Raw genomic sequence first — 12421 nt, 5'->3', positions numbered from 1 at the left:
CAGGTGATGAACTTGTAATGTGTCTGTAAACGTTCTGCAATATAAAAGGGGGATAATAGGTAGAAGAAAGACACCCCTTTCATAATATAGCAACTTTGTGGCTATTTACGGTATAAACTTCCGTGAATAGCCGTCTTTTTTTTTCGTTTTCAATGAAAGCATTGTATACTATACATACATACTTGAAAAGTGGGGAACAACATATGCAAAAAATTGCTAACTTGCTCATGGTGAAAGACGGTCAAGTCCTATTACTAAAAAAGCCGAGGCGTGGATGGTATGTGGCGCCGGGAGGAAAAATCGACGAAGGTGAGTCAGTCTATGAAGCGGCTACTCGTGAATTTCTCGAAGAAACCGGTGCGCAGGCGATTGCGCCACATATAAAAGGCATATATACGATGATGATTATGGATGATGAGGGAAAAGAATTAGTAGACGAATGGTTACTCTTCACATTTGTCGCACATGATTATTCCGGAGAATTGATGAAGACCACCATTGAAGGTGAACTAGAATGGCATCCGCTAGAAAGTTTGCATACACTACCCATGGCGGAAGGTGATCGCAAGAATCTGCTCTTTGCGGTGAGTCAGAAAGGTATGCAGTATGGAACATTCTATTATACAGAGCAATTCCGCTTCTTGCGGGAATCACTTCAACAATCAATGGAAGGTGAATAACATTTATGGATCAACCACAAGTGGTAAATGAATATGAAGTGGTAATTATTACGGGGATGTCAGGTGCAGGCAAGACCGTCGCTATGCAATGCTTTGAAGACATGGGATTCTATTGCATCGACAACTTGCCGCCCGAACTATTTGTAACATTCCTCGATTTGATGATGAAGTCGGATAATCAAATGAGACGTATTGCCGCAGTGATGGATACGCGCGGAGGAAGTTTATTTGATTCTATGATTACCGCACTCGAAGGATTATTCAAGATGGAAGATGTCAAAACAAGTTTGTTATTCCTAGATTCAGATGACGAAGCACTAGTGAAACGTTATAAAGAAACACGTAGATCACACCCGTTATCTGAAGGTGGCGTGTTACTCGAAGGGATTCGAAAAGAACGTCATTTGCTGACTGAAATAAAAGGACTTTCACGTTCTATTATTGATACATCGAAATTAAAGCCCAAGCAATTACGGGAAAAAATCACACGTGAGTTTTCTGAAGCAGGTGAACCGAACTTCACTTTGAACTTTGTATCATTTGGATTCAAGCATGGTATGCCGATTGATGCAGATGTAGTATTTGACGTTCGGTTTTTACCAAATCCGTTTTATCTGGAAGAATTGCGCCCGTTGACAGGTTTGAATCATGAAGTATCGGATTACGTATTGAAATGGGCGGATACGAAAGAATTAATTGAAAAACTAACGGACTTATTCAAATTCTTAATTCCACAATATAAACAAGAGGGAAAAGGTCAGGCAGTTATAGCGTTCGGGTGTACAGGTGGGCAACATCGTTCTGTTACACTGGCTGAGTACTTTACAGGCGTTTTTAAAGGCGATTATCCAACACATGTATCGCACCGGGATGTTGAAAAAAGAAAGGGTTGACATGAATATGCAATCCACTACGATGAAAAGTGTTGTTGTATTTGGAGGCGGCACAGGGTTATCTAATATCCTTCGGGGGTTAAAACGGTATCCGATCGAATTGACAGCTATTGTGACGGTGGCGGATGATGGAGGAAGTTCAGGTCGTTTATTCGATCAGTATAACGTCCCGCCGCCTGGAGATATAAGACAGGTTATGGCAGCGCTTTCAGATGTTGAGCCAATGATCGAGAAGATGTTTCAGCATCGCTTTGAAGGATCTGATGGATTGAAGGGACATTCTCTTGGGAATTTGATGCTTACGGCCTTAACAACTATTACAGGCGATTTCGCTCGTGCAGTCGAGCAGATGGGCGTTGTTCTGAATATTAAAGGAACAGTATTACCTGCAGCAAATCAGCGAATTACCTTGCATGCCGAGCTTGAAGATGGTTCAATCATTACAGGCGAATCGAAAATTCCTCTCTATGGAAGGAAAATCCGTAACGTTTTCATCACGCCTCAAGATGTAAAACCATTACCGGAAACAGCCGATACGATAAAAAATGCAGATTTAATCGTATTTGGACCGGGAAGCTTGTATACTAGTACTTTGCCAACACTTTTAGTGCAGGATATCCGCGAAGCAATCCTTGAAAGTGCTGCAAAAAAGGTTTATGTCGGAAATTTAACTACACAACGTGGCGAAACGTATCGCTATACTGCTTCTGAGCATGTTCAGGCGCTCTATGATCATGCGGGAGAACCATTTCTCGATGCAGTTCTAGTGAATAATGCAGAAGCGTTCAGACGTGTGCATAACCTCAGTGAAAATGAAGAGCCTTGGCTTGTGGAGAATGATTTGGAGATGCTACAAGCACTAGTGCCTGAGGTATTTGTACAAGAGATCGCGACCATTAACGATGGGACGATTATGCATAAAACGATGGAAGTGTCAGATATGTTGATGCGTTATATAGAGAGAACGTAGAAGGCGGATAGATATGAAAATCGCCGAAGAGGGGGAATATCATGTCTTTTGCATCTAAAACGAAAAAAGAACTGACGCAGATTGAGACGGATGATTGCTGTACGAAAGCAGAAATTGCGGCATTCATACGGATGAATGGTGTTATGTCTTTTTCAAATAAACAACTTAGTCTTGATGTTCAAACGGAAAATGCCTCTATTGCGCGTCGTCTGTATTCAAATGTGAAGGCGTTATATCCATATAAAGTGGAATTGCTTGTACGCAAAAAAATGCGTTTAAAGAAAAATAATGTCTATATTTGCCGGATTCGTGATGGAGCCAAGCACTTGTTGGAAGAACTATCCATCATGACGCATGACTTCCAAATGATTAATACGATCGATCCACAGCTCATTGAAAAAGACTGCTGTGCACGCGCATACTTACGGGGAGCTTTCCTGGCAGGAGGTTCCGTTAATAACCCGGAGACGTCTTCTTATCACTTGGAAGTCTTCTCGAGCTATCAAGAACATAGTCAATCACTTGTTGAGTTGATGAACCATTTTCATTTGAACGCAAAATCTATTGAACGTAAAAAAGGATTTATCGCGTATCTGAAAGAAGCAGAAAAAATATCCGATTTCTTAGGCATCATCGGTGCACATGTATCCCTTATGAAGTTTGAGGATGTGCGGATCATGCGGGATATGCGCAACAGTGTGAATCGGTTAGTGAATTGTGAAACCGCGAATCTGAATAAAACGATCGGTGCGGCACAAAGGCAAGTAGAAAATATTAAGTTGATTGAGCGCACGATTGGGTTAGATCAATTACCGGAACGTCTGCAAGAGATTGCTCAATTACGTGTTACTCATCAAGATGTGACGCTAAAAGAGCTAGGCGAGCTGGTAACGGGTACTCCGGTTAGTAAATCGGGTGTCAATCATCGTTTGCGTAAGATTGAAGAAATCGCAGATCGATTACGGTAAATTATTAGTAGATCCTTCTTAAGAAGAGGAAGAAAAGGAGCACACAATATGGTAGAAAAAACAGTGAAAGTAGGAATTAAACCTGGTTTGCAAGCGAGGCAGGCGGCATTATTTGTACAGGAGGCCAATAAGTATACGGCTGATATTTATTTGAAGAAGGATAATCGTCAGGTGAATGCGAAGAGTATCATGGGGATTATGAGTTTGGCGATTGCGAAGGGGACGGAGATCACGTTGATTACAGACGGGATTGATGAAGATTTGGCTCTTCAGAATTTGGCTGAGATTGTGGAAGATGAGCAGTAAGTTGAATAGGGGTGGCGATGACCTTGTGGGGTTTCGTCATCTTTTTTTGTTTTTGGCTTAGTGAGGGGGAGACGTGGAGAAGCCGTTGATCTGTGTTTTAGGCGGACGCTTTCCTGCGGGCATGGCTTGAGCCTCCTCGTCACTGCGTTCCTGCGGGGTCTCAAGGCTCATGCTTTTCCCGCGGGAGTCGCCGCCTAAAACACAGATCACCTAGTTTACGTTTCTTTCTGGAGTTAGAAAGCCGGTACATTTGTTTGGTAAAGATTAATCCTAAACCCAAATCCATATAAGAATACAAAATAAAAAGGTTGTCACGGAAGGCCGTTTGGCATTCCGGACAACCTATGGTTATTATTTCTTTTCGATTTCGTTGCGTTCTAGAACGTGGTCGATTAGGCCGTATTCTTTAGCGCGTTCGGCAGTCATGAAGTTATCGCGGTCTGTATCTTTTGCGATGACGTCGATTGGCTGACCTGTGCGATCTGAAAGGATTTGGTTTAGTTTTTCACGTAGGTGCAAGATGCGTTTTGCAGCAATTTCGATCTCAGTTGCCTGACCTTGTGCGCCACCTAGTGGTTGGTGAATCATTACTTCTGCGTTTGGCAAAGCGTAACGTTTACCTTCTGTACCAGCTGTCAGCAAAAATGCACCCATAGATGCTGCCATCCCTACACAGATTGTGCGGATGTCTGGTTTGATATATTGCATTGTATCGTAGATTGCCATACCTGCTGTGATACTTCCACCTGGGCTGTTAATGTAAATGGAGATATCTTTTTCTGGATCTTCAGCTTCCAAGAATAGCAGTTGTGCAACGATGGAGTTTGCCACGTTGTCGTCAATGCCGCTCCCGAGCATGATAATACGATCTTTCAATAGACGAGAGTAGATGTCGTACGCTCGCTCACCACGGTTTGTTTGTTCAATAACTGTAGGAATTAGATTCAATTAGACTTCCTCCTTTAATCACTTCATAATATTCGTTCCGTTGAAATCATTTCGTATTTCAACTATAACTGTATTTTACCTATTAAGGTCAACAAAGGTCAAATCATTTGCCTTAAAAATACACATTGCTTTTCATTATATTCTACGATATAATGGAAGATGTCTCTTACAGAAGAAAAGCTTTTTTCTGTAGTCGAGTAAATTATAGTTAAAGCTTGATACTACACGTTTAGTCCTCGTGGTGCAATGGATAGCACGCAAGCCTCCGAAGCTTGAAATGTGGGTTCGACTCCCGCCGAGGGCATCATAGTGAAGCGTTTGAACAGTTCGCATTTTGCGATCATGTTCAAACGCTTTTTTATGTTCGGATTTCTATTGCTCACGACTTTCTATTCTACATTTTCCCCGCATAGACCTTCTTTTAAACTTCATTGTTTAATATCTCTTGGCAGTCTTTAGTCTCGTATGGGTATTCCACAGTCAGAAAATGTTCTTTCTCTTGCGTAAAATGAGGGGAGACAAACAGGCTTTCTTTGTCTAACTGACAATCATTTTAAGAAACCGAAAGCCACCACCATAACCCCGTCAGCGTAATGAGAAGTGTAGGCACGGTCAATACAACACCTACTTTAAAATAATACCCCCATGAAATGCGCACACCTTTTAACGATAGCACATGCAACCAAAGCAACGTCGCAAGCGAGCCGATCGGTGTCATCTTCGGACCTAAATCAGACCCGATCACATTCGCATAAATCAAAGCTTCCCGAACATTAGGCGGAACCGAGGCATCCTGGATCGCTAACGCATCAATCATCACAGTCGGCATGTTATTCATGATCGACGACAGGATGGCTGCGATAAAGCCCATGCTAATCGTTGCAACATACAAGCCATGACTTGATGTCCACTCGATCAAGCCTGTCAATATAGACGTCAATCCTGCATTGCGCAATCCATAGACGACTACGTACATCCCGATGGAAAAGAACACAATAGCCCATGGTGCTCCTTTGATGACCGTTTTAGTCTGCACCGCTTCGCTCGTCCTCGCGATCAGCAAGAATACGATCGCAATGGAACCCGCGATGAAGGAGACGGGTAAACCTAGTGATTCGCTTATGAAGTAACCGAACAGTAATACGCCGAGTACTACCCAGGAAATGCGGAACATTTTATGATCCCGTATCGCGCTGGCGGGTGTTCGCAACAACTTTTCATCAAAACGTTTCGGTATAGATTTACGAAAATACATATACAATACGAGAATACTTGCGCCGAGACTGAAGAAGTTCGGGACAATCATCCGGCTTGCGTATTCAGCGAAACCGATACCGAAGAAATCGGCAGAGACGATGTTCACGAGATTACTAACGACAAGTGGCAGGGAAGTAGTATCCGCAATGAATCCCGACGCCATGACAAAGGGTAAGATCATCTTTTCTTTGAAATCAAGTGCACGCACCATTGCGAGGACAATGGGAGTGAGTATTAATGCGGCCCCATCATTAGCAAAGAAAGCCGACACACCGGCGCCAAGTAGGATGACTAGTAAAAACATTCGCACGCCGCTTCCTTTTGCAAAGCGCGCCATATGTAATGCAGACCACTCGAAAAATCCAATTTCATCGAGGATCAATGAAATGATGATCAGCGCGACGAATGTCAATGTAGCATTCCATACGATAGATGTTACGTCGATGACATCAGTAAAACTGACAACGCCCGCAAGTAGAGCGAGAACTGCCCCAGCGATGGCAGACCAGCCGATCGATAGGTTGCGTGGCTGCCAAATAACAAAGACTAGTGTGAGTAGAAATATAAGAGAAGCTAGTATTATTTGCATGGGTTCTCCTCCTTGCTACATTCAATAGTAGGAACCGGTAATAGTTTCAATAATTCCAGTAATAACAAATAGTGGGGATGGGAGCTATTAAGTGACCAATATACCCAGCGTCCGCGTCGTTCATTCAGTACGATTTCATCACTTTTTAGTCTGTACATATGCTGACTAATTGCAGGTTGTGATACATCTAGTAGAGTATTTAAATCACAAATGCATAAAGGCTTTTGCTCCAATGCTTTCAACAATTGTAATCGTGATTGATCCCCAATTGTTTTTAAGTAACGTTCCATTTGCTTAGGGTTCATAAAATTCTCCTTTATTTTTAGTATCTATATCATATAAGTTCAGACTTATATATTCAATACATGTAGACAAACAAAAAAGAAGCCACAGGGGAGTGTGGCTTCCTTTTTGTCTCAAGTTGGTTGATCGAGCGGATTATCGTTCTTTGCTTAACTCATCATGGATGAGATTCATATTGTAGTTCAAGTATTTTATATACGTATCGATCGCGTCACCAGGGTTACCAATTTCATCAGAGTAGATGGGTTTTTCAGCAATTGGAACACCGGTCTCTGCGGAAACAGTTTCCATTGGGCGAGTATCTACATTAGATTCTACGAATAAAACAGGAACTTTGTGTTCTTGGATATAGTGAATGAGTTCTTTGATTTGTTTTGGGGAACCATTCTCTTCGGTATCGATTTCCCAGATAAACGCTTCTTTCAAACCATAGTGGTCATTCAAGTATTGGAATGCACGTTCACTTGTGACGAGCACACGGTTTTCTTCAGGTATCGTTGATATGCGTTCTGCGAATTCATCGTCTAATTCTTGTAGACGTTGTACGTACTCGTCACCTTGTTGTTGAATCTTTTCACTCTCTGTCGGGTGTCTTTCGATCAATGCATCGCGCATAGCTTCTGCCATCTTCACACCAACAGCTGGATCGATAAACGCGTGTGGGTTGATTTCCTCATCACTGCCGTCTTCTCCGCCGATATACTTTGGTTCTACTTCTTCAGTCAAGCTATATATGTTTTCATCTTTCTGACCAACCGAATCCATCATTTTGAAGAACCAGCCTTTTTCTCCGCCTTCAAGGTTTAAACCGTTGTAGAATAATACATCTGCATCGGTTGCGGCTTTAATATCATTTGGCAAAGGCTCATATTCATGAGGGTCCGTTCCAGTTGGTACTAAGTTATATACATCCACATAGTCCCCACCGATTTCGCGTGCCATATCCGCAATGATGGTAAATGATGTAACGACTTTCAGCTTGTCGCCTGTTTCCGCCGTTTTATCATCATCCGTACTTTCTGTCTTCTTACCTTCATCATTACCACATGCTGCTAACATCAATACAGCGAGCAATGATAGTGTAAGCCATTTTGCTATGTTCTTCATGTAATACATTCTACTCCTTTACGAATACTAAATTTTTATTTTTGCCGAGGCGGTTAAACGTTTAATTGGTTGCGCCTGTAATCGATTTACGTTTGAACTTTTTACGGAACATCCCCACAATAACACCTTGCTTAGGTGAGAATAAAAATGCCAAGACGAAAATGGCTGTTGCTGCCAAGGCGATCACGGGTCCCGAAGGCATATTGTACAAGAAACTGAAATACAGTCCAGTGATGGAAGACACAGCACCGAAAAATGCTGCCAGTGCGACCATGACCGATAGTCGATTCGTTAACAGATACGCTGTCGAAGCGGGTGTAATCAATAAAGATACAACAAGAATCACACCGACAGTCTGTAGTGAAGCGACTGTCACCAATGTCAGTAAGAACATAATCGTGTAGTGAATCAAACGTGTTTTCAAACCGTATGCCGCAGCCATCGTCTCATCGAAACTGGAAACGAGTAGTTCTTTAAAGAACAAAACGACTACTAAAATCACAATGGCACCGATGATCAATGTCAGCCACATGTCGGAACTGCGAACAGACAACACGTTACCGAATAAAATCTGCGTCAAATCTGTCGCACTTTTCGCTTGTGTGATTAAAATAATACCGAGAGCGAAAAACGCTGAGAAGACAATGCCGATAGAGGAGTCATTTTTGATTCGACTATTTTGAGATATGGCACCGATACTGAATGCTGTAAGAACACCCGTAAACACTGCGCCATAGAAATAACTAATTCCAAGCATATAAGAAATGGCAACACCTGGTAGAACCGCGTGGGAAATCGCATCGCCCATCAAAGCCATACCCCGAAGGACAATGAAACTTCCAATCACTCCACAAATGATGCCGACCATGATCGACGTAATCAATGCTTTCTGTAAGAAGTTGTACGTCATTAAGTCTTGAATGAATTCCATTACATAGAAACCTCCAAGCCGTCGATCATAAATTCACGGTTATATGCTTTTGCCATATTGCTTGACTGGAATACTTTATTCGTGGGACCTGCATCAATTAACTCTTTATTAATAAGGATTAGCCCGTCAAAATATTTTTTCACTTTTGATAAGTCATGGTGAACAACGAAAATCACTTTGCCAGTAGCTTGCATTTCACGCAATATCCCAATAATGATTTCTTCACTAGATACGTCAATTCCTACAAATGGCTCATCAAGGAAGAAGTAATCCGCCTTTTGCGCTAATGCACGTGCGAGGAATACTCGCTGCTGCTGGCCGCCTGATAACTCACCGATTTGGCGATTTGCAAAGCTTTCCATTCCTACTTGCTTTAAACACTCCATTGCCCATTCTTTATCTGCTTTACGCGGACGTCTTAGCAAGCCAATTTTCGGATAGGTTCCAAGCAAAACCGTATCTTTTACGATGATAGGGAAGTTCCAGTCGATATTGGAACGTTGCGGAACATAAGCAATTTGCTTACGCATGGAATCCACCGTCTTGCTACCGATTTTTACATCTCCATGATCTTTATGGATTAAGCCAAGCATCGCTTTCATTAATGTAGATTTACCCGCACCATTGGGCCCGAGAACACCAATCAAACTACCAGCCCCAAATGAAAAAGAAACATCTTTTACCACTTCATGGCCGTCATACGAAACCGTTATATTATTGACTGATATCGGATCTATCATCTAGTTTCCTCCTCTTTTCTTTCCCTAGTGCAACTTTCAGATAAAAGGAATACAACTTTTATTTTAGTCAAGAAGCAGTATAGTTTTTTATAAGTAATAATATAAAACAATAGTTTCCCTTATGCAACTCTAATGCATGATTGGTACTATATTGTTTCCTTCGTGCAACTTTTATCAGTATAGCGTACTCAAAATTATCTGTAAAGTAGTTCTTGAAAAAATCCTGTAAATTTTATCTACGAGCACCTGTAATTGAATAAATGCATCATATTGTATGTAGTTTATGCTTATACATAGGAAGTAAATGGGGGATAGACCCAACCATTCACTTTTAAAATATTGCTTCAGGAAGTTTGGCGAGTGAAAGAAGTAGGGTAAGTACATACTAATGAAATGATGAGAGGAGTAGTGATGTATGAAGAAATTAGCTGGCCCGCTTATAGCCATTATAGTGTTAGTAATCATCGCAGCGATTATGATCGTTCCTTCCTACAACAAGTTAGTGAACTTGGATGAAGACGTCAACCAGTCGTATGCACAGATTGAAACGCAATTACAACGTAGAGTAGATTTAATCCCGAACTTAGTCAATACCGTGAAAGGATATGCCTCACATGAAAAAGAGGTGCTTGAAAACATTGCGAACGCACGAAGTAAAATGGCCGGTGCACAAGGTCCTGAAGAACAAGCAGCAGCAGATTCAGAACTATCGAGCGCATTGAGTCGTTTATTAGTAGTGGTAGAAAATTATCCGGATTTAAAAGCAAACCAAAACTTCCAACAACTAATGGATGAATTAGCTGGGACAGAAAATCGTATCGCAGTTGCACGTAAAGATTATAACGACGTCGTATCTATCTTCAATAGAACCGTTAAACGATTCCCTGGTAAAATCGTAGCTTCGATCTTTGGATTCGATGAAAAAGAATACTTCAAAGCGGTCGAAGGGGCGCAACAACCGCCATCAGTCGATTTTGGGGATGACGTGAAGTGATGCACCGCGTCTGCATGTTCTTCGTAGCGCTACTAGTAGCCCTAACTGGTACGACGACCGTTCATGCGATTACAGATGTGGTAGTGGATGATGCAGATATTTTAACACCCGCTCAAGAAGCGGAAATAGAAGAGTATGGCATGCGCTTGCAAGCGGCCACGAAAGCAGAACTTGCTGTTCGTACAGTGTATTCCCTCGAAGGCGAGCCCGTTGAGGAGTATGCACTGCGCTTGCTTCGTGAATTGCAATTAGGCGATAAAGAAATGAATAATGGTGCATTGCTTGTCGTGTCCACAGAAAAAAATGAAGCGGCAGGTATTGAGCGTAAGTTCTATTTAACAACTGGCTACGGTTTGGAAGGAGCACTTCCTGACGGCAAAGTAGGACGTTATATTGATGAACTCGCGATGCCATATTTAAGGCAACAACAACCAGACCTCGCGATTATGGAAGCGTACAAAGCATTCTATAATGAAATAGCCGCGGAATACGGACTCGAAGGCGATGAGTTGCCAGTCGTATACCCCGAACAAGGTGAAGAAGACGTCGGCATTCCATCGTTTGTTATTGTGATCATCGTTCTCTACATTATCTTCCGCGTCTTTTTCGGCGGCGGAGGAAGAGGCGGTGGAGGCGGTCCACGTGGTCGATCTAGCGTCGGACCGATATTCTTCCCTGGTTCCGGCGGTGGCGGCTTCGGAGGTGGAAGTAGCGGCGGCGGAGGCTTTGGTGGCTTCGGAGGCGGTGGTTCCGGTGGTGGTGGCGGAGCAGGACGAAGTTGGTAATAGCTTGTTTCGCAGAAAGTGACGATGACTCGATTGGTGAGTTATCGTCACTTTTTTTGTGGTGTAATGGAGTTACGCATCGGCTTTTTGCCCGCGACACGATTTAGTCTTTGGCATTAGCAGCTTCCGCTCAATGAATCCCGCAATCCGCTCTATATGCCGCGGCAAGCGCACTATGCGTAGCGTTATTCGCTCAATCGCGATCCGCAACCGCTCATAGTTCCACGTTGTCCGCTCTATGTAGCTTCGCATCCGCTCTATGCCCGCGGCGCTACACCTGGTATCCCGGTATTCTATCGCCGCGCCATCTAGTTTTTGGCATTAGCGGCTTCCGCTCAATGAATCCCGCAATCCGCTCTATATGTCGCGGTAAGCGCTCTATGTGTAGCGTTATCCGCTCAATCGCGATCCGCAACGGCTCATAGTTCCACGCAATCCGCTCTATATAGCCTCGCATCCGCTCTATGTCCGCGGTGCTACACCTAATATCCTGGCATTCTATCGCCGCGCCATCCAATCTCTGGCATTAGCGACTTCCGCTCAATGAATCCCGCAATCCGCTCTATATGCCGCGGCAAGCGCTCTATGCGTAGCGTTATCCGCTCAATCGCGATCCGCAACCGCTCATAGTTCCACGTTGCCCGCTCTATGTAGCCTCGCATCCGCTCTATGTCCGCGGCGCTACACCTAATATCCCGGTATTCTATCGCCGCGCCATCTAGTCTTTGGCATTAGCGGTTTCCGCTCAATGAATCCCGCAATCCGCTCTATATGCCGCGGTAAGCGCTCTATGCGTAGCGTTATCCGCTCAATCGCGATCCACAACGGCTCATAGTTCCAAGTTACCCGCTCTATGTAGCCTCGCATCCGCTCTATGTCCGCGGCGCTACACCTAATATCCCGGTATTCTATCGCCGCGCCATCTAGTCTTTGGCATTAGCGGCTCCCGC

The 12421-nt window shown here is 43.3% G+C and carries 14 protein-coding genes and 1 tRNA gene; 8 read left to right on the top strand and 7 right to left on the bottom strand.

The annotated features are described in order from the left end of the window. Positions 1-203: 203 nt before the first annotated feature. Genes CSV73_RS13605 through CSV73_RS13585 form a run of 5 tightly spaced genes read left to right on the top strand, consistent with a single transcriptional unit; the run spans position 204 to position 3817 of the window. Entirely contained in the window at positions 204-680 is a 477-nt protein-coding gene (locus CSV73_RS13605; protein WP_085131585.1) for an 8-oxo-dGTP diphosphatase, read from the top strand. Between the two features lie 5 nt (positions 681-685). Further along, positions 686-1573, top strand: a complete 888-nt coding sequence (gene rapZ, locus CSV73_RS13600) for an RNase adapter RapZ (protein WP_085131584.1) — start codon at positions 686-688, stop codon at positions 1571-1573. 7 nt (positions 1574-1580) lie between these two features. Further along, positions 1581-2543, top strand: a complete 963-nt coding sequence (locus CSV73_RS13595) for a gluconeogenesis factor YvcK family protein (RefSeq protein ID WP_085133564.1) — start codon at positions 1581-1583, stop codon at positions 2541-2543. 41 nt (positions 2544-2584) lie between these two features. After that, a complete protein-coding gene (whiA, locus tag CSV73_RS13590) occupies positions 2585-3511 on the top strand; it encodes a DNA-binding protein WhiA (protein ID WP_085131583.1) in 927 nt (308 codons plus the stop codon). Between the two features lie 48 nt (positions 3512-3559). Beyond that, entirely contained in the window at positions 3560-3817 is a 258-nt protein-coding gene (locus tag CSV73_RS13585) for an HPr family phosphocarrier protein (RefSeq protein WP_085131582.1), read from the top strand. 351 nt (positions 3818-4168) lie between these two features. Here CSV73_RS13585 and clpP read toward each other — a convergent pair whose 3' ends face one another. Continuing rightward, entirely contained in the window at positions 4169-4765 is a 597-nt protein-coding gene (gene clpP / locus CSV73_RS13580; RefSeq protein ID WP_085131581.1) for an ATP-dependent Clp endopeptidase proteolytic subunit ClpP, read from the bottom strand. A 232-nt stretch (positions 4766-4997) separates the two neighbouring features. Between clpP and CSV73_RS13575 the strand changes: the two genes are divergently transcribed. Then, positions 4998-5069: transfer RNA gene (locus CSV73_RS13575), tRNA-Arg, on the top strand. 249 nt (positions 5070-5318) lie between these two features. Here the strand turns inward: CSV73_RS13575 and CSV73_RS13570 are convergent. The 5 genes from CSV73_RS13570 to CSV73_RS13550 form a co-directional block, all read right to left on the bottom strand. Next, complete coding sequence (locus CSV73_RS13570) at positions 5319-6611, bottom strand: arsenic transporter (RefSeq protein ID WP_099627867.1); 1293 nt, start codon at positions 6609-6611, stop codon at positions 5319-5321. Further along, positions 6602-6916: an ArsR/SmtB family transcription factor gene (locus tag CSV73_RS13565; protein ID WP_099627866.1), complete on the bottom strand. Its 315-nt coding sequence runs from the start codon at positions 6914-6916 to the stop codon at positions 6602-6604. Before CSV73_RS13565 ends, CSV73_RS13570 begins: the two co-directional genes overlap by 10 nt. 133 nt (positions 6917-7049) lie before the next feature. Continuing rightward, the gene (locus CSV73_RS13560) at positions 7050-8021 is read right to left on the bottom strand and encodes a metal ABC transporter solute-binding protein, Zn/Mn family (RefSeq protein WP_199093123.1); all 972 of its coding nucleotides are present in this window, start codon (positions 8019-8021) and stop codon (positions 7050-7052) included. Positions 8022-8082: 61 nt separating this feature from the next. Continuing rightward, positions 8083-8952, bottom strand: coding sequence for a metal ABC transporter permease (locus tag CSV73_RS13555; RefSeq protein WP_085131577.1), 870 nt, complete (start codon positions 8950-8952; stop codon positions 8083-8085). After that, positions 8952-9692, bottom strand: a complete 741-nt coding sequence (locus tag CSV73_RS13550) for a metal ABC transporter ATP-binding protein (RefSeq protein ID WP_099627864.1) — start codon at positions 9690-9692, stop codon at positions 8952-8954. The genes CSV73_RS13555 and CSV73_RS13550 overlap by 1 nt, the downstream gene beginning before the upstream one ends. A gap of 415 nt (positions 9693-10107) precedes the next feature. Here CSV73_RS13550 and CSV73_RS13545 point away from each other — a divergent pair, with 415 nt between their 5' ends. Then, positions 10108-10686, top strand: a complete 579-nt coding sequence (locus CSV73_RS13545) for a LemA family protein (protein ID WP_099627863.1) — start codon at positions 10108-10110, stop codon at positions 10684-10686. After that, on the top strand, positions 10686-11471 hold the full coding sequence (locus tag CSV73_RS16915; RefSeq protein WP_099627862.1) for a TPM domain-containing protein: 786 nt from the start codon (positions 10686-10688) through the stop codon (positions 11469-11471). The genes CSV73_RS13545 and CSV73_RS16915 overlap by 1 nt, the downstream gene beginning before the upstream one ends. Positions 11472-11953: 482 nt before the next feature. Here the strand turns inward: CSV73_RS16915 and CSV73_RS16370 are convergent, their stop codons facing one another. Beyond that, positions 11954-12133 carry a hypothetical protein gene (locus CSV73_RS16370; protein WP_143560963.1) on the bottom strand — a complete coding sequence of 60 codons (180 nt, stop codon included), beginning with the start codon at positions 12131-12133 and terminating at the stop codon, positions 11954-11956. Between the last annotated feature and the right edge of the window lie 288 nt (positions 12134-12421).

The sequence above is a fragment of the Sporosarcina sp. P1 genome (genome assembly GCF_002743155.1).
Classification (GTDB): Bacteria; Bacillota; Bacilli; order Bacillales_A; family Planococcaceae; genus Sporosarcina; species Sporosarcina ureae_B.
Note: the sequence above shows the minus strand (reverse complement) of the source record. Positions and strands in the feature narration are given on the sequence as shown.

What these genes read in the sequence shown, in the direction of transcription:
- rapZ (WP_085131584.1), top strand. Translation starts at nt 686, where the DNA reads ATGGATCAACCACAAGTGGTAAATGAATATGAAGTGGTAATTATTACG.
- CSV73_RS13555 (WP_085131577.1), bottom strand. Translation starts at nt 8,952, where the DNA reads ATGGAATTCATTCAAGACTTAATGACGTACAACTTCTTACAGAAAGCA.
- CSV73_RS13570 (WP_099627867.1), bottom strand. Translation starts at nt 6,611, where the DNA reads ATGCAAATAATACTAGCTTCTCTTATATTTCTACTCACACTAGTCTTT.
- CSV73_RS13545 (WP_099627863.1), top strand. Translation starts at nt 10,108, where the DNA reads ATGAAGAAATTAGCTGGCCCGCTTATAGCCATTATAGTGTTAGTAATC.
- CSV73_RS13595 (WP_085133564.1), top strand. Translation starts at nt 1,581, where the DNA reads ATGCAATCCACTACGATGAAAAGTGTTGTTGTATTTGGAGGCGGCACA.
- whiA (WP_085131583.1), top strand. Translation starts at nt 2,585, where the DNA reads ATGTCTTTTGCATCTAAAACGAAAAAAGAACTGACGCAGATTGAGACG.
- CSV73_RS13585 (WP_085131582.1), top strand. Translation starts at nt 3,560, where the DNA reads ATGGTAGAAAAAACAGTGAAAGTAGGAATTAAACCTGGTTTGCAAGCG.
- CSV73_RS13565 (WP_099627866.1), bottom strand. Translation starts at nt 6,916, where the DNA reads ATGAACCCTAAGCAAATGGAACGTTACTTAAAAACAATTGGGGATCAA.
- CSV73_RS16370 (WP_143560963.1), bottom strand. Translation starts at nt 12,133, where the DNA reads ATGCGAGGCTACATAGAGCGGGCAACGTGGAACTATGAGCGGTTGCGG.
- CSV73_RS16915 (WP_099627862.1), top strand. Translation starts at nt 10,686, where the DNA reads ATGCACCGCGTCTGCATGTTCTTCGTAGCGCTACTAGTAGCCCTAACT.
- CSV73_RS13560 (WP_199093123.1), bottom strand. Translation starts at nt 8,021, where the DNA reads ATGAAGAACATAGCAAAATGGCTTACACTATCATTGCTCGCTGTATTG.
- CSV73_RS13550 (WP_099627864.1), bottom strand. Translation starts at nt 9,692, where the DNA reads ATGATAGATCCGATATCAGTCAATAATATAACGGTTTCGTATGACGGC.
- CSV73_RS13605 (WP_085131585.1), top strand. Translation starts at nt 204, where the DNA reads ATGCAAAAAATTGCTAACTTGCTCATGGTGAAAGACGGTCAAGTCCTA.